18 protein-coding genes are annotated in these 19798 nt (G+C 64.9%); 14 read left to right on the forward strand and 4 right to left on the reverse strand.

The window, feature by feature from the left end:
• The 3 genes from Mgrana_RS14695 to Mgrana_RS14705 form a co-directional block, all read left to right on the forward strand.
• On the forward strand, nt 1-1001 hold a 1001-nt coding region (locus tag Mgrana_RS14695; protein ID WP_119358349.1), incomplete at its 5' end, for an NAD(P)/FAD-dependent oxidoreductase.
• 111 nt (nt 1002-1112) lie between these two features.
• Nucleotides 1113-2270, forward strand: a complete 1158-nt coding sequence (locus Mgrana_RS14700; RefSeq protein WP_119358350.1) for a GGDEF domain-containing protein — start codon at nt 1113-1115, stop codon at nt 2268-2270.
• 27 nt (nt 2271-2297) lie between these two features.
• The gene (locus Mgrana_RS14705; protein ID WP_119358351.1) at nt 2298-3440 is read left to right on the forward strand and encodes a lipid-A-disaccharide synthase-related protein; all 1143 of its coding nucleotides are present in this window, start codon (nt 2298-2300) and stop codon (nt 3438-3440) included.
• On the opposite strand, the gene Mgrana_RS14710 is transcribed toward Mgrana_RS14705, so the two are convergent.
• Complete coding sequence (locus tag Mgrana_RS14710) at nt 3424-3795, reverse strand: hypothetical protein (protein ID WP_119358352.1); 372 nt, start codon at nt 3793-3795, stop codon at nt 3424-3426. The genes Mgrana_RS14705 and Mgrana_RS14710 overlap by 17 nt on opposite strands.
• A 9-nt stretch (nt 3796-3804) precedes the next feature.
• Nucleotides 3805-5370, reverse strand: coding sequence for an amidase family protein (locus tag Mgrana_RS14715; RefSeq protein WP_119358353.1), 1566 nt, complete (start codon nt 5368-5370; stop codon nt 3805-3807).
• A 126-nt stretch (nt 5371-5496) separates the two neighbouring features.
• On the opposite strand from Mgrana_RS14715, the gene Mgrana_RS14720 reads away from it, so the two are divergent.
• Together Mgrana_RS14720 and Mgrana_RS14725 are read left to right on the forward strand one after the other, a co-directional pair.
• Nucleotides 5497-6411: a hypothetical protein gene (locus Mgrana_RS14720; protein WP_119358354.1), complete on the forward strand. Its 915-nt coding sequence runs from the start codon at nt 5497-5499 to the stop codon at nt 6409-6411.
• 281 nt (nt 6412-6692) lie between these two features.
• Nucleotides 6693-8633 carry a DNA topoisomerase subunit B gene (locus Mgrana_RS14725; RefSeq protein ID WP_119358355.1) on the forward strand — a complete coding sequence of 647 codons (1941 nt, stop codon included), beginning with the start codon at nt 6693-6695 and terminating at the stop codon, nt 8631-8633.
• A gap of 24 nt (nt 8634-8657) precedes the next feature.
• On the opposite strand, the gene cmk is transcribed toward Mgrana_RS14725, so the two are convergent.
• A complete protein-coding gene (cmk, locus tag Mgrana_RS14730; protein ID WP_119358356.1) occupies nt 8658-9311 on the reverse strand; it encodes a (d)CMP kinase in 654 nt (217 codons plus the stop codon).
• Nucleotides 9308-10585, reverse strand: a complete 1278-nt coding sequence (aroA, locus tag Mgrana_RS14735; RefSeq protein ID WP_119358357.1) for a 3-phosphoshikimate 1-carboxyvinyltransferase — start codon at nt 10583-10585, stop codon at nt 9308-9310. Before aroA ends, cmk begins: the two co-directional genes overlap by 4 nt.
• A 215-nt stretch (nt 10586-10800) precedes the next feature.
• On the opposite strand from aroA, the gene Mgrana_RS14740 reads away from it, so the two are divergent.
• The 9 genes from Mgrana_RS14740 to Mgrana_RS14780 all read left to right on the forward strand — a co-directional run.
• On the forward strand, nt 10801-11778 hold the full coding sequence (locus tag Mgrana_RS14740) for a DHH family phosphoesterase (protein ID WP_119358358.1): 978 nt from the start codon (nt 10801-10803) through the stop codon (nt 11776-11778).
• A gap of 151 nt (nt 11779-11929) precedes the next feature.
• Nucleotides 11930-13927, forward strand: a complete 1998-nt coding sequence (locus Mgrana_RS14745; protein WP_119358359.1) for a GGDEF domain-containing phosphodiesterase — start codon at nt 11930-11932, stop codon at nt 13925-13927.
• Nucleotides 13917-14222, forward strand: coding sequence for a hypothetical protein (locus tag Mgrana_RS16980; protein ID WP_186813120.1), 306 nt, complete (start codon nt 13917-13919; stop codon nt 14220-14222). Before Mgrana_RS14745 ends, Mgrana_RS16980 begins: the two co-directional genes overlap by 11 nt.
• 71 nt (nt 14223-14293) lie before the next feature.
• Nucleotides 14294-15340: a dual-specificity RNA methyltransferase RlmN gene (gene rlmN / locus Mgrana_RS14755; protein WP_119358360.1), complete on the forward strand. Its 1047-nt coding sequence runs from the start codon at nt 14294-14296 to the stop codon at nt 15338-15340.
• A 39-nt stretch (nt 15341-15379) separates the two neighbouring features.
• Nucleotides 15380-15871, forward strand: a complete 492-nt coding sequence (locus Mgrana_RS14760) for an FKBP-type peptidyl-prolyl cis-trans isomerase (protein WP_119358361.1) — start codon at nt 15380-15382, stop codon at nt 15869-15871.
• A gap of 78 nt (nt 15872-15949) precedes the next feature.
• Complete coding sequence (locus tag Mgrana_RS14765) at nt 15950-16387, forward strand: CBS domain-containing protein (protein WP_119358362.1); 438 nt, start codon at nt 15950-15952, stop codon at nt 16385-16387.
• Between the two features lie 62 nt (nt 16388-16449).
• The gene (gene def, locus Mgrana_RS14770) at nt 16450-17046 is read left to right on the forward strand and encodes a peptide deformylase (RefSeq protein WP_119358363.1); all 597 of its coding nucleotides are present in this window, start codon (nt 16450-16452) and stop codon (nt 17044-17046) included.
• Nucleotides 17047-17055: 9 nt separating this feature from the next.
• Nucleotides 17056-18006: a methionyl-tRNA formyltransferase gene (fmt, locus tag Mgrana_RS14775; RefSeq protein ID WP_240631394.1), complete on the forward strand. Its 951-nt coding sequence runs from the start codon at nt 17056-17058 to the stop codon at nt 18004-18006.
• 46 nt (nt 18007-18052) lie between these two features.
• The coding region (locus Mgrana_RS14780; protein ID WP_119358365.1) for a serine/threonine-protein kinase at nt 18053-19798 on the forward strand (1746 nt) is incomplete at its 3' end.

A 19798-nucleotide genomic window follows, 5' to 3' on the forward strand; every position in this document is an offset into this window, starting at 1 on the left:
CCCTTGATTTGTCCAGCACGTGCACCCGCAGCCCCGCCCGCGAGCTGGTGCGGGCGGGGCTGCGGGTGCACGTGCTGGACAAATCAAGGGGGGTTTCGGGCCGGGCGGCGACCCGTTGGATCGAACTGGAGGGCAAAACCCTGCGGGTTGACCACGGCGCCCAGTACTTCACCGCCAAAGGGGCCAACCTGCGGATGATCCTGCCCGAGCTCGTAGGTCGCGGGGTGGTGCGGGAGTGGACGCAGGGCCTCTCGCTGCTGACCGAGCGGGGAATTGAGGCCCGGGGTTCTCCGCATCCACGGTATATCTGCCCGGATGGGATGAGCGCCCTAGGAAAAGCCCTGGTTCAGGGGCTCGAGGCCGGGGAGGCTCCGCTCTCGGTAGAGACCAAGGCCACCGTGCAGGAGCTGCGACGGACCGCAGCAGGTTGGGAAGTGGGGCTGGAGGGCGGTGCGGCTCGAGCCGGCCAGGCCCTTCTCCTCAATCTGCCCGCGCCCCAGGCCCTGAAGCTTAGGGGAGAGGTGTTCCAGCCGGCGGTACAGGAGGCCCTGGCGGCGGTGCGGTTTGCCCCTTGCTGGGCGGCCATTTTGGTCTTTGAGACCCTGCCCTACACCGACTGGGTGGGGCTGGAGATCCGCCATCCGGTCTTGGCCTGGGCGGCTTTAGACCATACCAAGCGCAACCTCGAGGGCCCCCCGGTTTTGGTGCTGCACGCCAGCCCCGAGTGGAGCACGGCGCACCTCGAGGAACCCCCCGAGGCCGTGCTCCCCCCGATGCTTGAGGCGGCACGCCAACTGTTGGGCGACTGGGTGGGGCGGTACCGCCTGGCCCTGGCCCACCGCTGGCGCTACGCACAGCCCACCGTACTTCATCCCTGGCGGTTTCTAGCCCAGGACAACCTGGTGTTCTGCGGCGACTGGTGCGGTGGGGCGCGGATAGAAGGGGCCCTCGAGAGCGGCTGGGCGGCTGCGGACTATCTGATCCGATCCCTGCAGAATTAATCTCCGCTGGCCCCCTGACCCGGCAAGGAGCGGCCTTGGAGCGCAGTGGACGGCTCTTACAGGGGGTCCGATTGTCGCACTCCTTTGTGTTAGATTAGCCTGTAACCTTGTATGTCTGTCCGTCGTCCTCCCAACCCCTACCAGACCCTCGAGGTGGCCGATCCGCTCGAGGCGCTGCGCCTGCGGGTCACGCTGTGGTTGCTGCCGGTGGGGGCTTGTGCGGCCCTATTGGCTTGGGGGCTTTCCCTGCTGAGCGGGAAGCTGGGGCCGGTGGACCGGTTTTTGCTGCTGCCGCTGGCCCTGGGATTTGCGGGTCTCGAGCTCTATCTGCTGTGGAATAGGGCTCAGATTCGGCGGGTTTGGCAGATCGGGCTCAGCTTGATGGGCGTATATGAGATCGTCGGGGCTTTCTACGAGACCAACCACGGCTTGTACTACCACCCTGAAAGCCTCAGCCCCGGCCTGTTGTGGTTCCCCATTGTTTACTTGATGTCCTTTGTGCTGCTGGGGCGGCGGCAGGCCATCGTTTTCTCGGCGGTTTACCTGAGCCTTGGGCTGACCGCGGGGGGGTTGGGGCTGCTGTTGGGGCCGCCCCTGGAGCTCAGCGCGCTCAACACCATGCTGCAGTTTGTGTTCTCCAACCTTACCTATGTTCTCCTGCTGTACATCTTTGCCCATCTGCGCTACCACTACGCCCAGATGCACCTGATGGCCCATACCGATGCCCTTACCGGCTTGATCAACCGCCGGGCCATGCAGGAGTGCCTCGAGGCCGAGCTCGAGCGGGCGAAGCGCTATGACCGCCGCTTTGCGGTGCTCCTGGCCGATATTGACCACTTTAAGTGGGTCAATGACAACCACGGGCACGCGGTGGGGGATCAGGTGTTGCGCGAGGTGGCCGGTCGGCTGAGCGCAGGGCTGCGCCCCAGCGACCAGATTGCCCGCTGGGGAGGCGAGGAGTTTTTGGTGCTGGCGCCCGAGACCGATCTGGCCCAGGCCCAGGCCCTTTCGGGGCGGCTCTTCGAGGCCATCGTGGCCAACCCGGTTTCGGGCCTCGAGATCTCTTTGAGCATTGGGGTGGCTTGCTACCGCCAGGGCGACAGCATCGCGGGGCTTCTGAGCCGAGCCGACGAGGCCATGTACCGAGCCAAGGTGGCCGGGCGGGCCCGGGTTGAGCTCGAGGACCCCCCACACGATGCGGTGAAGCTGCTCTCCACCCAGCCAGATCCCCTGCGCACCACCGACGAGTCCGCCTCACCTCCGGCCTAACCCCAGTTCCGACCGTATTCTGGAGGGGTGGGGCGGATTGTAATCGTTTCCAATGGGCATGGCGAGGATATCATCGGGGCCCGGCTGGGGCTCGAGCTGACCCGCCTGGGCTATGCCATCGCGGCCTTGCCCCTGGTGGGTCGGGGCAGGGCCTATGAGCGGGCGGGGTTCGTGGTCTTGGGGCCGCGCCGGGAGATGCCCTCTGGGGGGTTTGTGCTGGGTCAGCCCACCGCGTTTTGGGAGGACCTGCGGGCGGGCTGGCTCTCGATGAGCCTGGGGCACTACCGGGCCTTGCGGCGGGCGGCTCGAGGGGCGATGGCGACGCTGGTGGTGGGGGATATCTACGGGCTTTTGGTGGGCAGCCTGTTCGGCATCCGCCCGCTGTTTCAAATGCAGCCCCTGGTTTCGGTACGGGCCTGGGCCAGCCGAGAGGGGGGGTGGGCCCAGCCTTACGGCGGGCTGGAGCGGCTTTTGATGCGCCGGGCGGTGCGGGTCTACCCGCGCGAGGCCGAGGCTGCGGGCTGGCTTCAAGAACATGGTGTTCCCAACGTCCAATACCTCGGCAACCCCATGCTGGACGCGCTCGAGGGGGAGGAGCCGCTACCCCTTCCGCCGCCCTACCTGCTGCTGTTGCCGGGCTCGCGGGCCGATGCCTACGAGAGCTTGCCCCAAATGCTCGAGGCCTGCCGGCGGCTCCAGCCCACCGGGCTGACCCCGGTGGTCGCATGGGCGGGTCTGCCGCTGGATCCGCTTAGGCTTGAAGGCTGGCAGTGGGGGGGGGCTGGGTGGCTGACCCATCCCGACGGGACGAGGGTGGTGTGGGCGGAACGCGCCTTCAAGACCGCGCTGCTGGGCTCGAGGGTGGCCCTCTCCACCAGCGGGACCGCAGCGGAACAGGCCGCGGGGTATGGGGTTCCAATCGTGGGTTTTCCCACCGGCGGACCGCAGTACACGCTGGGATTCGCCCAGGGGCAGCGGCGCTTGCTGAGGGAGGCGCTGACCCTGACCGAGCCGCGCCCAGAGGCCATCGCCCAGGCGGTGCGGGCTCTGTTAGAGGACGAGGGCCTGCGCCGCAGGGCACAGGAGGCGGGAAAGGCCGCAATGGGCGAACCGGGAGCCGCAGGCCGCATCGCCCAGAGCATTCACACCCAGCTCAGCCGGTTTGGATGAAACGCTCCCACAACAAAAACCCCACGAAGCTGGCCCAGAAGAAGTACTGCCCGACCCGCTCGGGTGGGTGGGGTAGCCCCCGGCGAAACCACCCTCCGGGCTCGAGGCCAGACACGCACAGCAGCAGCAGCGCGCTGATCAGTCCATAGGAGGCGTGAAGCCAGGAGGGGCCCCGCAGGAGAAACTCCAGGAGCACGGTCAGGACCGCAGTATAGGCCAGGGCTTTGAAGAAGCCCAGCTGCCAGCGGGCGGGTTCGCGCACCAGCAGCGGAAAGGCCAGCAGGAAGAACACCACCAGCCCGACCAGGGTCAAGAGCCGACCCAGCCCCACCAGTACAACAAGCCCCTCGAGCATGGCTCTAGCCTACAGGACCGGTGTTTTGCGGGGTTCCAGGTGCGGCCGCAAGGCCTGGGCCACCGCGATCAGGTGGGGGTCTTCGAGCAGCCTACCCACCAAGGAAGCCCCTATCGGCTCACCCGAGGCGCGGTAGCCCGCTGGAAAGGTGAGCACCGGAAACCCCGAGGTGGAGGTGTAGGCCGAGAGGCTGTTGCTCACCGTGAGCAGCAGCGAGACTTCATGCTCCTGCATCAGCCCCTCCAGGACCTCAGTCCCGACTTGTCGGTTTTTCTCGACCAGGGCGTGATATTCCTCAGCAGCCAGGCCCTCGTTTTGCGCGGCGATCAAGAGGTCTTGCCCGTAGGGCGCGGCCTCCGGGTGGGCCTCGTTGAAGGCGATCACCGCGGCCAGATCGGGGATGGGGGCTCCGGTGGCCCTCAAGTAAGCGTTGACTCCTTCGCGCAGGCCATAGCGCAGCACCGGCAGCATCTCAATTTCCCGCGTGGGAAAGGGCAGAACCTTGACCTCGGCCCCCAACCGCTGGAAGGCCTGGACCACAAGCCCTAGCCCCTCCAGGTCGCCTGTACGCTGGGTGTGCTCTATCCAGCCTATCCGCAGCCCGGCCAAGGATCCACCCTGGAGGGCGAACGCCCCTGGCTCGAGGGCCTTGGCCCGTTGGGTGAGCGGGTCCGCGGGGTCGTAGGCGGTCAAGACCCCCATCAGTACGGCCAGGTCGGTGGCGTTTTTGGTCAGGGGCCCCGCGGTGTCTTGGGCCTCGGTGATGGGGATGATACGGTCGCGGCTCACCAGCCCCAGGCTCGGTTTGAGGGTGAAGATCCCGTTTTGCGCAGCCGGATAGACCAGTGAGCCGGAGGTCTCGCTGCCCACCCCGGCTACGGCCAGGTTGGCGGCTACCGCTACCGCCGTTCCGCTGCTGCTGCCCCCCACGTCGAAAGGGCCATAGGGGTTACGGGTATGCCCACCCAGGGCGCTGAAGCCGTTGACCGAGTGGGTGGTCATGAAATTGGCCCATTCCGAGAGGTTGTTTTTCCCCAGCACCAGCGCCCCAGCCGCCCGCAACCTCTGCACGATGAAGGCCTCACGGTCGGCCATGGCTTCCCGGAGGGCCGCAGCCCCCGCGGTGGTGTGCAGGGGCGCAGCGGTGGCGAGGTTGTCCTTGAGGGCCAGCGGGATGCCGTGAAGCAGCCCGCGTACCCGCCCGGCACCCCGTTCGGCGTCGAGCTGCTGCGCCTGCTCGAGCCCCTGTGGGTTGACCTCGAGCCAAGCCCCCAGCCGGTCGTTGTGCTGTCGGATGCGGGTCAGGTAAAACCGGGTGAGTTCGACTGCGCTGAGCCGCCCCGCTTCCATCTCGGCCTGTAGCTCGGGAATCGTAGCGCGGGCGGTGAGGGCCTCGAGCTCGGCCATTCGGGCCGCTCCCAGCGGTTCAAAGGGGGGAAACTCGAGCACGCGGCGCAGGGGATAGCGGTGCTCCGCGGTTTGTTCGGCTACCTGTCGGGACACGAAGCGTTCCCAGTCCCGGGCGGGGTGCTTCTGCTGTGAAACATTGGGGTTATCGGGGGCTGGGTGGCTCATACCAACCCCCACTATACCGGCTCCTACAGCCCGCAGAGCCTTCCTCGCTGGCAAATATCACAAGCGGAACACCGGGTGGGGTATACCCTGGGGTCTAGAGCGCTGGACCTCTTCGCGTTGATACCTATGCTAGAACTCCTGACCAATGCCCCTGCCCAGTGGCCCAAAGTCCTGGTGGAGCGCATCATTCCCAGCGATGCCCCCGAGGTTCGCAAGGCCAACCAACTGATGTTCGCTACCACCGTTGAGACCCTGTTCCGAAAATCGGGGCTCGAGGTGCTGGAAGCCGATGTGCTGCGGGTCACCAAGGAGGGGGTGGTGGAGATTCCCCTGCGGGTGCGGGCCCCCGACGGCGAGTATGACCTGTTTTTCTATCCTATCGCCGATGCCAGGGCCGCAGGCCACTACATCGCCCTACAGGAGCTTGGGCGCAAGTGGGGTCGGCTGCGCCCGGTGTTTTACAGCACCGAAGACCTGCTTTCGATCTACCCAGAAGAGGTGGAGTCCATCGCGCGCCGCGACCGGCTCTACGTGCAGGCCTCGCTGATGCCGCCCAAAGGCCAGTACGCCATGTGGTGGGCTACCCAGCCGGGGGAGCAGTTCCACTACAGCCCAACCTTTGAACTGTATGACCGGCTCTACCGCGAGCTCAACGGGCTCGAGCTGCGGGCCTTTGCCCTGATCCTCAAAGAGATCGGGATGATCCAGGAAGAGTACGAGGTCAACAGCAGCACGCTCACCGACAGCACGGTGGAGATCCCGTTGGAAGGCCCGGAGGGGGTTCCGATCATCGTCTCGTTCTCGCAGGCCCGGGGTTTGCGGTTTCACTTTCACATGGACCGTACCCACCCGGAGTACCGCGATCTCTTCCTGAACCTGTTCCTGCTGCGGCTTAAGAACTGGCGCCGCGATACCCTGATCGAAGGCATCAAGCGCCTGGATAGTCCGGCCTACATCTGGTGGCGTGAGCTGGGCAAGCGGCTGCGGCTGCAAACCCACGTGGATACCGCAATCAGTGCGGTGGGTTCGGTGAAACGCTAGTGGGCTGGACTGGACCAGCCCAGCAGGGCCTGTGTCCCGTCGCTCCGGTGGGGGGCGAGTTTGCTCTGATCGAAATTGAAACCCAAACCATCTTTTAATCTTCCGCGAAATATACCGACGGGGACGAAGATGCCACAGACGATGATCGGCTCGAGCCCCTTTAGCATCAGTCTGCCCCCCGGAAGAGAGGGCCCTTTAAATCTGCCCAGCACAGCGATTTCGTATTTCGGAGCGCTCCTTTATTTGATTACGCCTATAACGTAATATGCTATACTGGTGAGGTGAGCGCTAACTTTACTGCCCATACGAAATACGACGCGACCAAGATTAAAGTGTTGAAGGGGCTCGAGGGGGTTCGTCACCGCCCGGCCATGTACATTGGCGGCACCCAATCCGACGGTTATCACCACCTGTTCAAGGAAATCCTCGATAACTCGGTGGACGAGGCCCTGGCGGGGTATGCCACCGAGATCATCACCACCCTGAACAAAGACGGCAGCCTCACCGTTGAGGACAACGGGCGGGGGGTGCCGGTGGACTATATGCCCGGAGAGGGCAAACCCGCAGTGGAGGTGATCTACACCGTTCTGCACGCCGGGGGCAAGTTCGAGGAGGGGGCCTATAAGGTGGCCGGAGGCCTGCACGGGGTGGGGGCCAGTGTGGTCAATGCCCTGTCTGAATTCACCATCGTGGATGTGTTTCGGGACGATAGGCAGTACCGCATCGAGTTCAGCCGGGGTGAGGTAGTCAAGCGGCTCCACGTGGTGGATGAGTTCGCCAAAGGCAAGCGGGGAACTCGAGTCACCTTCCGGCCCGACCCACAGATTTTTGGCGCCGAGCAGAAGTTCGAGGCCAGCCGGCTGCGGGTGCGGCTGCGCGAGGTCTCCTTCCTGGTGGCCGGCCTCAAGCTGGTGTTCAAGGACGAGATTCACCAGAAGGAAGAGGTCTTCTTGGACAAGGGCGGGGTGGGCTCCTTTGCCAAGTACCGCGCCGACGGCGAGGAACTGCTCTACGACAAGCCGGTATTGTTGCAAGGCCAGGTCGAGGCGGTGGGGGTGGATGTGGGTTTGGTGCACACCAAGGGCTACAGCGCCAATCTGGTCAGCTTTGCCAACATGATCCCCACCGCCGACGGCGGCACCCACATTTCTGGCTTCAAGACCGCCTACACCAGGGCCATCAACGCCTATGCCAAGAAGGCCGGGTTGGTCAAGGACAAGGACATTGAGCCGACCGGCGAGGACCTGCTGGAAGGGGTTTCGGCGGTGGTTTCGATCAAGATTCCCCAGCCGCAGTTTGAGGGGCAGACCAAGGGCAAGCTGCTCAACCCCGAAGCGAGCACCGCGGTTTCCAAGGTGGTTTACGAGAGGTTTTCGGAGTATTTGGAAGAGAACCCCCGCGTAGCCAAACTGATCTATGAAAAAGCCCAGCGTGCGGCCCAGGCCCGCGAAGCGGCCCGTAAGGCCAAAGATTTGGTGCGCCGCTCCAACCCCCTCGAGTCCGACGACCTGCCCGGCAAGCTGGCCGATTGCCAGTCGGAAGACCCTGCCGAGGCCGAACTCTTCATCGTGGAGGGGGATAGCGCGGGCGGTAGCGCCAAGAGTGGGCGGGACCGCCGGTTCCAGGCCATCCTGCCCCTGCGGGGCAAGATTTTGAACGTGGAGAAGGCGGGACTCTCCAAAGCCCTTAAGAACGCCGAGGTGCGGGCCATGGTGGCGGCCATCGGTGCGGGGATTGGCGGAACGCAGGACGAGGCCCATTTCAACCTCGAGACCCTGCGCTACCACAAGATCATCATCATGACCGACGCGGATGTGGACGGCTCGCACATTCGTACCCTGCTCTTGACGTTCTTCTACCGCTACCTGCGCCCGATCATCGAGCAGGGATACCTCTACGTGGCCCAGCCTCCGCTGTACGGCATCCGGGTGGGCAAAAGCAAAACCATCGAGTACCTCTTCGACGACGAGGCCCTCAAGAAGGCCTTGGCCAGCATCGGCGACAAGCCCTACGAGCTCCAGCGCTTCAAGGGTCTGGGCGAGATGAACGCCGAACAGCTCTGGGAGACCACCATGGACCCCAGCAAGCGGGTGCTCAAGAAGGTGGACATGAAGGACGCTTCCTACGCCGCCCAGATCTTCGATGAGCTGATGGGCAGCGATGTCCAGCCCCGGCGAGAGTTTATCGAAGAGAACGCCCGCTATGCCCAACTCGATATATAGGGTGCTCTTCAGATCGGGGCTGGCCTATGGGCCAGCCCTTTCGGTGAGGTGGCCCAGAACCGCCTGCACCACCCCATCCAGATCAAGGTGGCTGGTATCGAGCAAAAGAGCGTCTTTGGCCGGAGCGCTCTGGGTGGCATCGGCCTGGTCCCGGCGTAAGATCTCGGCCAGCACGGTTTCATAAGCTGCGTCGCGCTCGGGCACCCGCCTCGAGGCCCGTACCTCCGGTGAGGCGGTGAGGTAGAACTTGTATTTGGCCTCAGGAAACACCGTGCTGCCCATATCCCGCCCGTCAATCACAAAAGGGCCGGGAAGTTCGCGCAGCACCGCATTGACATATGCGCGCACCCCAGGGCGCTTGGCGACGGCGGAGACCACCGCATCCACCTCGAGGTTATGCAGGCTCTCGGTGACGTCCTTGCCGTTGAGCAACACCCGGTTGGCTTCTGGGGTGGGGTGCAGCTCGAGGCGGTACTTCCCCAGCCGGTGTTCGATCTCCTCGGCGGTGACGTTCTCCAGCAGGCACATCAGGGCCACCGCGCGGTAGAGCAGGCCACTGGAGATGTAGGGAATGCCCAGCCGCTGGGCTACCAGCCGGGCCACGCTGGTTTTGCCCGAGGCTGAAGGGCCGTCAATGGTGATGATGGGGGCAGCGGGGCTCACGCTCGGTGGGGTCATGCGGGGTTGCTCAAGCGCTCGAGGTCTTCCCAGAAGCTCGGGAAGGAGATGCTGGCCCACTCAGCCTCCTGCACCCTGACCCCCACCGGCAGCCCACACACCGCGAAGGCCATGGCGATGCGATGGTCATGGAAGGGCTCTACCACCCCGGCCTGCACCCTGCCCCCTTGAATGCGCAGCCAGTCTGGCCCGGCCTCCACCCCAACCCCCAGGCGTTGCAGGTTTTGGGCGATGGCGGCTACCCGGTCAGACTCCTTGACCCGCAGTTCCTCGAGGCCTGGGATGTGGGTCTCGCCCTCGGCCCAGGCGGCGGCGGCGGCCAGGGCAGGCACCTCATCCACCATCAGCGGGATCTGCCGAGGGTCTACCGAGATGCCTCTGAGGGCGGAACTGCGGGCTCTGATCCAGCCCACCGGCTCCCCATCCTGTCCCTCGGTGACCTCCCAGGTCAGGTCTGCGCCCATCTCCTTCAAGACGCCCAGCAGGCCGGTACGGGTTGGGTTGAGGCCCACCCCCTCGAGCAGCACCTCGCTCTCGGGGGTGATCAGCGCGGCCACGATGAAGAAGGCCGCACTGCTGATGTCTCCGGGCACGGTTAGGTCTCTGGCCCCAAAGGGGCTGGCCCGGCGGGTGCGCACGGTGCGCCCCTCCACCTCGATGGGCAATCCGTAGTGCCGAAACAGCCGTTCGGTGTGGTCGCGGGTAGGAGCCGGCTCCACCACCTCAGTGTCGTCGTCGGCAAAGAGCCCAGCCAAGAGCACCGCGCTCTTGACCTGCGCGCTGGCGATGGGCAGCTCGTAATGGATGCCGGTGAGCCCACCCCCCCGGATGGCCAAGGGGGCGAGGTTGCCCCGGTCGCGCCCTTCAATCCGAGCCCCCATGGCCAACAGCGGTTTGGTGACCCGGCCCATGGGCCGCCGCCGCAGCGAGGCATCCCCGGTCAGCACACTGAAAAATTCCTGCCCGCTCAGCAGACCGCTGACCAGGCGAATCAGGGTTCCGGCGTTGCCACAATCGAGGATGTCGGTGGGTTCCTGCAGGCGCAGCCCCGCCCCTTTGATGTGAAAATGCTCGCCCTGCTCGGTGATTTCCGCTCCCAAAGCCCGCATGACGGCTGCGGTGGAAAGGGTGTCCCCGGCCTTGAGGGGGTAGTGCAGCCGGCTTTCGCCCTGGGCCAAAGCACCGAGCATCAGCCCTCGATGGGTTACCGATTTGTCGCCGGGAACCCGCAGGCGGCCTTTGAGGGAAAGGGTGGGGGGGATTAAGCGTTCCATGCTCTTGGGGATTATAAGCAAAGGTCGGGCCGGAGATGTCAATTATCGCGCTCTTCACAGACGTGGCCGCCCTTCCCGGCAGCCGCGGTTCTGTCTGGGATAAGGATTCATAGGTGAAGAGCGCTCTAAGGAGCCCGTGCTGAGGCCAAAGCTTGGGGGCTGCCCTAAAATATCGGGGCGGAGGGGTTCTCCCCCAACCCGTATAGTGAAACGATATGAACTCCAATAATCCTGACCCTCATTACCGCGAGCATCTACAGGCTGTGGCAGAGGCGCTCAAAGCCCTGAAAACCCCTCTTTACATCGTGACCCACGTAGACCCGGACGGGGATGCCATCGGATCTTCCTTGGGCCTGGCCCGGGCCCTAAAGGCCTTGGGGAAAGAGGTGATCTGGATTGCCGAGCCCCCGCGCTACCTGCGGTTTCTGGCTCGAGACCAGGAGCTGCATCCCGCCCTTCAGAGGGTTCCTGAAGGGGCCACCCTGCTTGTGCTGGATTCCGCCGAGCCAGGACGGGTGACTGGGGCGCCGGTGGAGGGCAGGGTGATCAACCTGGACCACCACGGCACCAATCCCCGCTTTGGCGATCTCTGGGTGGTGGACCCCTCTAAGTCCGCCACCGCACAGATTGTGAAAGACCTCATTGATCTGCTGGGGGTGCGCTGGACCCCGGAGATCGCTACCCCGGTGCTGACCGGGCTGATCACCGATACCGGCAACTTCGCTTTTGCCAACACCACCCCTGAGGTGCTGCATACGGCGGCTGAACTGGTGGGCTACGGGGTGGAGCTGGCGGAGCTCACCGATCGGCTCCGCTGGCGGCCCCCAGAATACTTCCGGGCGTTAGGCCAGGTGATGGAAACGGTGCGGTTTCACTTCGGGGGATTGCTGGTCACCGCCCACCTTCCCGCCGGGCTCGAGGTTGAGGACTCCGACGACTTCGTGGGCCAGATCCGCTATGCCGAGGGTGCGCAGATCGCGGTGTTCCTGCGCGAGCGGCCAGAGGGGGTTAAGCTCAGCATCCGCAGCCGGGGGGGGGTCTCGGCCCAGGCGGTGGCGGTCAGCCTCGGGGGGGGTGGGCATGTTCCGGCTGCCGGAGCCACCCTGCGGGCCATGGGCCTGGAAGCCGCTTATCTCCGGCTTTTACCGGCGGTGGAAGCGGAGCTGCGCAAAGCGGGGTACTGGGCGGATTGAGGGGGACCCACCCGGCGCTCCTGACGGATTGGGCGGCCAGCCTCCGGTCTTCTCGAGCCGAGGCGGGCCGGCGTGATATTTGACCTACCCGCATTCTGCCTAGGCTGTTACAGTAAGCATAGGTGGGTTTATACGAAAGGATTGAATTTTGGTGAACGAGGTTGGCTGGAAACTGTTTGCTCCACTCTCCATTGAGGGAGCCACCCTGTTGATCGAGCATCAAGACTTGCCCGAAGGGATGGCGGTACGGCTCGGTGGGGTAGGGGGGGTTGTGCTGCGGCCCCAGGAAGCTCAGGAACTCCTGCTCAACCTGCTCACCGGGGAGTCTTGGGTTTCGAGCCGCCTGGTCTGGGCCTCACCCAGGCTCCACCTTGGACAGAAGGGGTATAACCTCAATGAGCGGGCCAAGCTAGCCCTGATCGAAGCCCTCCAGTCCCTATTGGTGGAGTCGCAGGGGGTAGCGGTCAACCCCATGCCCAAGGAGTCCTGGCAGCGTTCGATTTTGGAGCTTTCGCAGGGCCGATTCACCAACCTCGAGGAGGCCCTGCCCAAGATCGGCGAGATGCTGATTGGGCTGGGCCTCAAGGGAATCTGCTTGTGGCTGCGGGAAGGCAACGAACGAACCCTCAAGCTTGTTGGGCAGTATCCCGAGTCGGTCACCCCGCCGGAAAACCTCACCCCAGAGAAGCACCCGGTGTATTTTCAGGTTTTGGAGCGCAACCTTTTGGTCGCTGCCGATGACGCCCGTCAGGATGCCCGCATGGCTGAACTGCGCGACATCCTGGTGGGGCGGGGGATTGGTGCGGCGCTTCAGGTCTCGCTCCACGGGGAGGAGGGCTTGCGCGGGGTGTTGTGGCTGGAAAACCTGGCCGCGAGAAAATGGTCCGCTCCCGATGAAACCCTGGCCTTAGCGGTTGGGGGCGTCATCGAGCGTATCCTGCGGCCCGCAAGCGCTGATCTGCGTCTGGCTACCCCAGAGCGCAAGTCCCTGGCGGTCCGGCGCTCGGATTTCGAGCTCAACCTTTCCCAGGCTCTTTCGCTGGCTCAACGACACGGGCGTTCGCTGGCCCTGATGCGGATCCGGGCTGAGGGGCTAAACCGTCCCCAGACCGAGCAGGCCGCACGGGAAATCGCCTACACCCTGCGCTCCAGCGATTCCCTGGCCTATCTGGGTGACCAGGGCTTCGCCCTGCTGCTCTCGGAGGTGCGCTGGACGGGTGGGGCCAGCCGGGTGGCCCATCGCCTGTTGGGTCGGTTGCGGGCGGCTTTGGGAGGGGCCAAGGTGGGGATTGGCATCTCCCTCTTCCCGCAGGATGCCTCTACCGTCGAAGGCCTCTGGCAGCAGGCCGAGCAAGCCTGCCAGTCGGCGCTGGACGCTGGGGGGGGGATCCGCCTCCTGACCCCAGGAGCCCGGGAGCTGCAGGAGGCCATTTCCCAGGACGGCCTGACCCTGCACTTTCAACCCCTGTTCAACCTCTCGGATCTCGAGCTGGTCGCGGTGGAAGCCCTGGCGCGCTGGCCCAAGCCCCGGGGGATGCACCAGGCGGGAGACTTCTTGCCCCTGGCCGAGCAGGTGGGGCTGATGAGTGCTCAGGACCGCTGGGCTTTGGACAAGGTGCTCGAGCAGGCCGCGCTTTGGCGGCCTAGCGGGGTGAATGCCCGCTTCAGCCTTAACCTATCGAGCGAGACCCTGGCCGACACCAGTTTCCCCAACTACCTGCAAGAGATGCTCCAGGCCAAGCGCCTGAGCGCGGACATCTTGGTGCTGGAGGTGCGGGAGGATGCCCTGCTCTCCGACCTCGAGATGGCCGGGCGCAACCTCGAGCTGCTCAAGCATCTGGGGGTGGCCATCGCTTTGGACAACTTCGGGACCACCCCCTTGCCCCATACCCAGCTCCGCCGCCTGCCGCTGGACTGGCTCAAGCTTAACCCGGCGCTTTCCACCACTGAGAACGCCGCAATCGCCAAGGCCACCATCGAGATGGTCCATGCCATCGGGGCCAAGGCCGTGGCGAAGGGCCTCGAGGAGCAGTCTCAGCTCACCCGTATGAAGGAGCTGGGCGCGGATTACGGGCAGGGCCATATCCTGGGCTGGCCGGTTCCCGCCGAGGATCTGGGCGCGCTGTTGGTGTGGGGGATTGGGAGCTGAATCCCTCGAGGCTGGGGTGAACGAGGCCGCGGTCTTCCTGCTGCGTCTGCTGTTGTGGGGGTTGCCGGGGGTCGTGTCTTTCCTCGGCTTAAGGGCCCTGCTCGAGCACCGGGTGCGGGTTGGCCTGGGCCTTTGGGTGGCCGCCCTCCTTCTGGCGGTTTGGATTAAGCCCTGGGGGCTGAGCCTGCTTTCGCTGGCCCTGGGGGCCCTTTTGGCCCTCGGCCCTCGGCGCAAGAGCGCAGGAAGGTGGCTCGAGGATCAGGCCTTGCTGCGGGGCAAAAACCGTAAACCCTAAGCCCGCAGGGGTTTTTAGATAGAGCCTTTGTCCACACCCATACCCGCATCCTCCACCTATACTGGGATTTCATGGAGTTACCTCTGGCCCCATTCCAAGCCGACCCCAGGGCCTCGCTGCTGGCCCTTGAGCCCGAGGCCCTGCCTGGGGAGCGGTATCGCCGAGGCCAGGTTGCGGCCTGGCTATACCAGCGGGGTGTGGCCGACTGGGAGGGCATGACCGATCTGCCCAAAGCCTTGCGGCTCGAGCTGGCGGCCCAGTACCGGATCTCCGAATTCGCCACGGTGCAACCCTTTGAGAGCGCCGATGGCTCGGTGAAGTACCTCTATACCCTTCTGGACGGCCGACAGACCGAGGCGGTTTACATGCCCTATACCGGGCGCAAGACCCTCTGCATCTCCTCGATGGTGGGTTGTCCAGCGGGCTGCACCTTTTGTGCCACCGGGCGGATGGGCTTTGGACGCAACCTTACCCCGGCGGAGATCCTTGACCAGATCCTCTATACCGCGCACCATCAGGGGTTCTCCCCTAGAGAGATTAGAAACGTCGTGCTGATGGGGATGGGTGAGCCGCTGCTGAACCTGGAAAACGTCCTCACCGCGATCCGCCGGATGCTCCACCCCCAGGGTCTGGCCATGAGCCCGCGCCGGATCACCCTTTCTACGGTGGGGATTCCCCGCGGGATCTACCGCTTGGCCGAGGAGGAGGTGGAAGTCCGGCTGGCCCTTTCGCTGCACGCTCCTGACGATGAAACCCGTCGGCAGATCATCCCTACCGCCCACCGCTACAGCATCGCCGAAATCATGGAGGCGGTGCGGCATTACTATGCCACAACTGGACGGCGGGTAACGCTGGAATACACGCTGCTCAAGGGGCTCAACGACGCCGAATGGCAGGCCAAAGCCCTGGCCAAGCACCTCGAGGGGCTCTCCGCACACCTCAACCTCATCCCCTGGAACCCCTGGGAAGGGGCCCCTCACCAGGGGACTTCTCGAGCGGGCATCTTGAAGTTCGCCGCGGCCTTGGAGGCTCAGGGTATCCCGGTCTCGGTGCGCTGGAGCCGGGGCCGGGATGTGGGGGCGGCCTGTGGACAGCTGGCCTTGAAGCACCCCGTTTGAGCGCTCTCCTCATCCCCAGCCGCTACAATGGGCGGCAGTATGAACCGAACCGCTCTCCTCGTCGCGGCGATTGTGGTGATTTTGGTGGCCCTGGGGGCTTGGCTGTTCCTGCGCCAGCGTGAAACCGCCAGTGCTGCGGCCAGCGGAACCCTTTGTGCCCACCCACCGGCCCCGCTTACCGGTCTGACCAACGCTTCGGTGACCGCACTCAAGATCGAAGACCTCAAGGAGGGCAGCGGCCCTCAGGCCATCACCTCCGATACCGTGCGGGTCAACTACATCGGTCGCACCGTAGACGGCAAGGAGTTTGACAGCTCTTGCAAGGAGGGGCGAGAGCCCTTTGAGTTTCAGCTCGGGGCGGGGCAGGTGATCCCAGGTTGGGACTCGGGGATCGTGGGGATGCGGGTGGGGGGGATTCGCCGCCTGATCATCCCGGCCAGGCTGGCCTATGGGGATCGCAGCCCCAGCCCGGATATCCCCCCCAACTCGGCCCTGATCTTCGACGTGGAACTTCTCCAAATTCGGCAGTAGTGGATCTGCTACAATAAAACCCTCAGCCCAATGTCGTCAGCTCGAGAGGGGCAAGACCCTCATTCCTGGAGGTGAGGTATGGCCGCTACGGTACGGCAGTTGTTACAGGCTAAGGGAGGTTCGGTGGTCACGGTTTCCCCGCAAGCCACGGTGTTTGAGGCGCTGGAGGCTATGGCCAAGCACGACATCGGGGCCCTCTTGGTGACCGATGAAAGCGGGCTGCGGGGCATCTTTTCTGAGCGCGATTACGCCCGAAAGATTGTGCTGATGGGGCGTTTTTCCCGTGATACCAAGGTGGAGGAGGTGATGAGCACCGATTTGGTGACCATCGCTCCGGAGGCCACGGTGGCCGAGTGCATGAACCTTATGACCCACCACCGGATTCGCCATCTGCCGGTGCTGGACAAGGGGGTGCTGGTAGGGGTGATCTCGATTGGGGATGTGGTCAAGGCCATCATGTCTCAACAGGAATTGATGATCAGCGAGCTGGAGTCCTACATCACCGGCTCGAGGTAAGCCCTTTCTAACCCCGTCCACCTTCGGCCTAGGCTCCAACCGGTACAATCAGCCCAGGAGCTATGGCTGAGATCCTCCCTATCCGCCTTTACGGCGACCCGGTTTTGAAGAAAAAAGCCCTGCCGGTGCAAGAGTTCGCCGACTTGCCCCAGCTGGCAGAGAATCTGCTCGAGACCATGTTTGAGGCCAGAGGGGTGGGGTTGGCGGCCCCCCAGGTGGGGGTCTCCAAGCGCGTGTTTGTGGCGGCGGAATATCATGACTCCGACGAGGAGGAAGAGGGCCCGGAGGCCCCGCTCAAGACCCGGGTCAAGCAGACCTATGTGATGGTCAACCCGGTCATCACCCACCGGGGCGGTGGGCAGGAGGGCGGGCTCGAGGGCTGCCTCTCGCTGCCGGGCATTTATGTGGACGAGGTGCCCCGCGATCTCCAGGTGCGCATTGAGTATCAGGACCTCCAGGGGGCCAAGCGGACCCTCGAGGCCGAGGGGTACCTGGCCCGAATCTTTCAGCACGAGATGGATCACCTCGACGGGGTCCTGTATTTTCAGCGCCTGCCGTTCAAGCTGAAACAGAAGTTTCTGGAGGAAAACCGCGAGGACCTGGCGGATTTGCAGCGCCAGGCCAAGGCTTTCTTGAAAACCCTGAAAACGGACAGTTAGGGGGCCAAGGTGAGCGCACTCCCTGGCTCCTCATCGCGCGGTAGACGTGTGGCCTTTTTCGGTTCCCCGGCCTGGTCAATTCCGGTGCTGGAAGCCCTGCACCGCCACCACCAGGTGGTGCTGGTGGTCACCCAGCCGGATAAGCCGGTGGGACGGGGTTTGCGGATCACGCCCTGCCCGGTGGCGGCCTGGGCCGAAGCCCAGGGTCTGCGGGTGGAAAAGCCTGCCCGACTCCGCAAGAACCCCGAGTTCCTGGCGCTTTTCAAAAACCTGGGCCTCGAGGTAGCCATCACCGCCGCCTATGGCAAAATCCTGCCCGCCGAGCTGCTGGAACTGCCCCGGTTTGGCTTTCTGAACCTGCACCCCTCGGATCTGCCCAAGTACCGGGGCCCGGCCCCGGTGCAGTGGACGCTCATCAACGGCGATGCCGAGACTGCGGTCTGCATCATGCAAACCGACGTGGGGATGGACACCGGGCCGGTGGTGGCAAGGTGGTCTACCCCGGTCGGGCCCGACGAGACCGCGCTCGAGCTCTCCAACCGCCTGCGCGACAAGGGCATCGAGCTGTTGCTGGAGGCGCTAGAGGGCCTCGAGCACCTGCACCCCACCCCCCAGCCCCCCACCGGCAGCCACGCCCCCCTGCTGGCGAAGGAGGATGGCAAAATCCTTTGGGAGCGTACCGCCGCCGAGATCTACAACCGCCACCGCGGGGTGCAGCCCTGGCCGGGCTCGTGGTTTGAGCATCAGGGCAAGCGGGTCAAGGTGTTGAAGATGTCGAGGGCCGAGGGCCAGACGCCAAATGCTGCGCCGGGGACGGTGGTTGGGGTTGCCGACGGGCTCGAGGTTTCCACCGCCCAGGGAAACATCGGGCTGAAGGAGGTTCAGCCCGAGGGCAAAAAGCCCATGTCGGCGCTCGAGTGGGCTAGGGGTGCGCGGATCGCTCCTGGAGACCGCCTGTAGCGCGCAATCATCAAAAGCGGGCTGGGCTGAGGCACAATAAGACCCGATGGTCTCGGTGAAGCTGGCTGGGCGGTATCGGCTGGACGCCCCTTTGGGGGAAGGGGGTATGGCTGAGGTTTGGCGGGCCCTGGATGAGCGGATGGACCGTCAGGTGGCCGTTAAGCTGCTGCACACCTACATCCACCCCACCGAGCGAAGCCGTTTCTTTCAGGAGGTCAAGGCTCTTTCCAAGCTTTCCCATCCTGGGGTGGTGCAGGTCTACGACCTGGGCGAGGAGGCCGGCCGTACCTACTTCGTGATGGAGTTGGTTGAGGGGGGGAGCCTCGAGCGCCTGGGCCCCTTTGAGGAGGGGATGGAGGGGGTGCGGCTGCTCGAGGCGGCCATCAAGGTGTTGGAGGCCCTCGAGCACCTCCATACCCGGGGGGTGATTCACCGCGACCTGACCCCCCGCAACATCCTGGTGGCCGCAGACGGGCAACCCAAGGTGATGGATTTCGGCCTGGCCTACCTGATGCAGGAGAGCCGCCACTTCACCCGTACCGGCTATACCCTGGGAACCCCGGAGTACATGGCTCCGGAGCAGGCCCGGGGACTGCCGCTGACCCCCCAGGCCGACCTCTACAGCTTCGGTGCCGTGCTCTACCGCACCTTCACCGGGAAGCCCCTGTTTGAGGGGGAGAATGACCAGTCGGTGCTCTACCAACACGTCTACGAAATGCCCAAACCCGCCCAGGGCCTTAACCCCGCCCTCCCCGCTGAGGTTTCCGGGCTGGTAACGGCCCTGGTGGCCAAAACCCCCAGCGAGCGACCGCTGGGGGCGGCCAGCGCCAAGGCTGTACTCGAGGAGCACCTGTGTGAGTACCGGGAGACCCTCTCGGGCATACCTCGGGCGGGAGCCAGCCGCAGTGGGCATTACCCTACGGGCCCGGCCCGACCGGAGCGGCTCGAGCTGCAGGGCACCTACGACCTTGGAGGGGAGGTGGCCTGGCCGGGAGAGCTGGTGGCGCGGCTCGAGCTGCTCGACCCTGCTGGGGGGACGGTCTACCGCCAGCGCTTGGGCGATGAGGTCTCGGCCCCACCGGTGGTCACCGCCAACCGGGTCTACGCTGCGGCTTGGGATGGTCGCCTGACCGCAATCTCGCGCTCCGGGCGGCCCATTCTGAGTTTTCCCACCCGCGCCGAGCTCACGGCGGCCCCGCTGGTAGGGGAGACCATCTACCTGCCTGGGCGCGATGGCTTTCTCTACGCCCTGGACCCCAGCGGTGGGCTGCGTTGGGGCTTCCAGGCCGGAGGGCATCTGGCGGCTTCCCCTACCCTGTACCGCGGCCTGCTCTTCATCGCCAGCGAAGACGGCTGGCTCTACGCCCTGGACCCGGAGCGGGGCGGGTTGCGCTACAAGGTCGAGACGGGCCCAGTCCACACCGCGATTCCGGCTCGAGGGGGGCGGCTTTTCATCCCCACCTGGGACGGCGAACTGCACGCGTTTGATCCCCTTAAGCGCGAGGTGCAGTGGAGCTACGACCTCGAGGGGGAGCTGTGGGGTGCACCGGCTGTGGATGAGGCCAGGGTGTATGCCGCGGGCTGGACTGGGTGGCTCTACGCCCTGGACGTTCGCACCGGGGATGAGGTGTGGAAGCTCGAGGTCGGAAAGGTGACGGGAGCCTTGTCCCTGGCTCACGGGATGCTCTACCTGGGCACCGAGGAGGGGCGGGTGCTGGCGCTGGAGGCCAGCACCGGGCGAGTGGCCTTCGAGGCCACGGGACTGGGGCCCATTCAGGCTCCGCCGCTGCCC

The organism is Meiothermus granaticius NBRC 107808 (assembly GCF_003574355.1).
Classification (GTDB): domain Bacteria; phylum Deinococcota; class Deinococci; order Deinococcales; family Thermaceae; genus Meiothermus; species Meiothermus granaticius.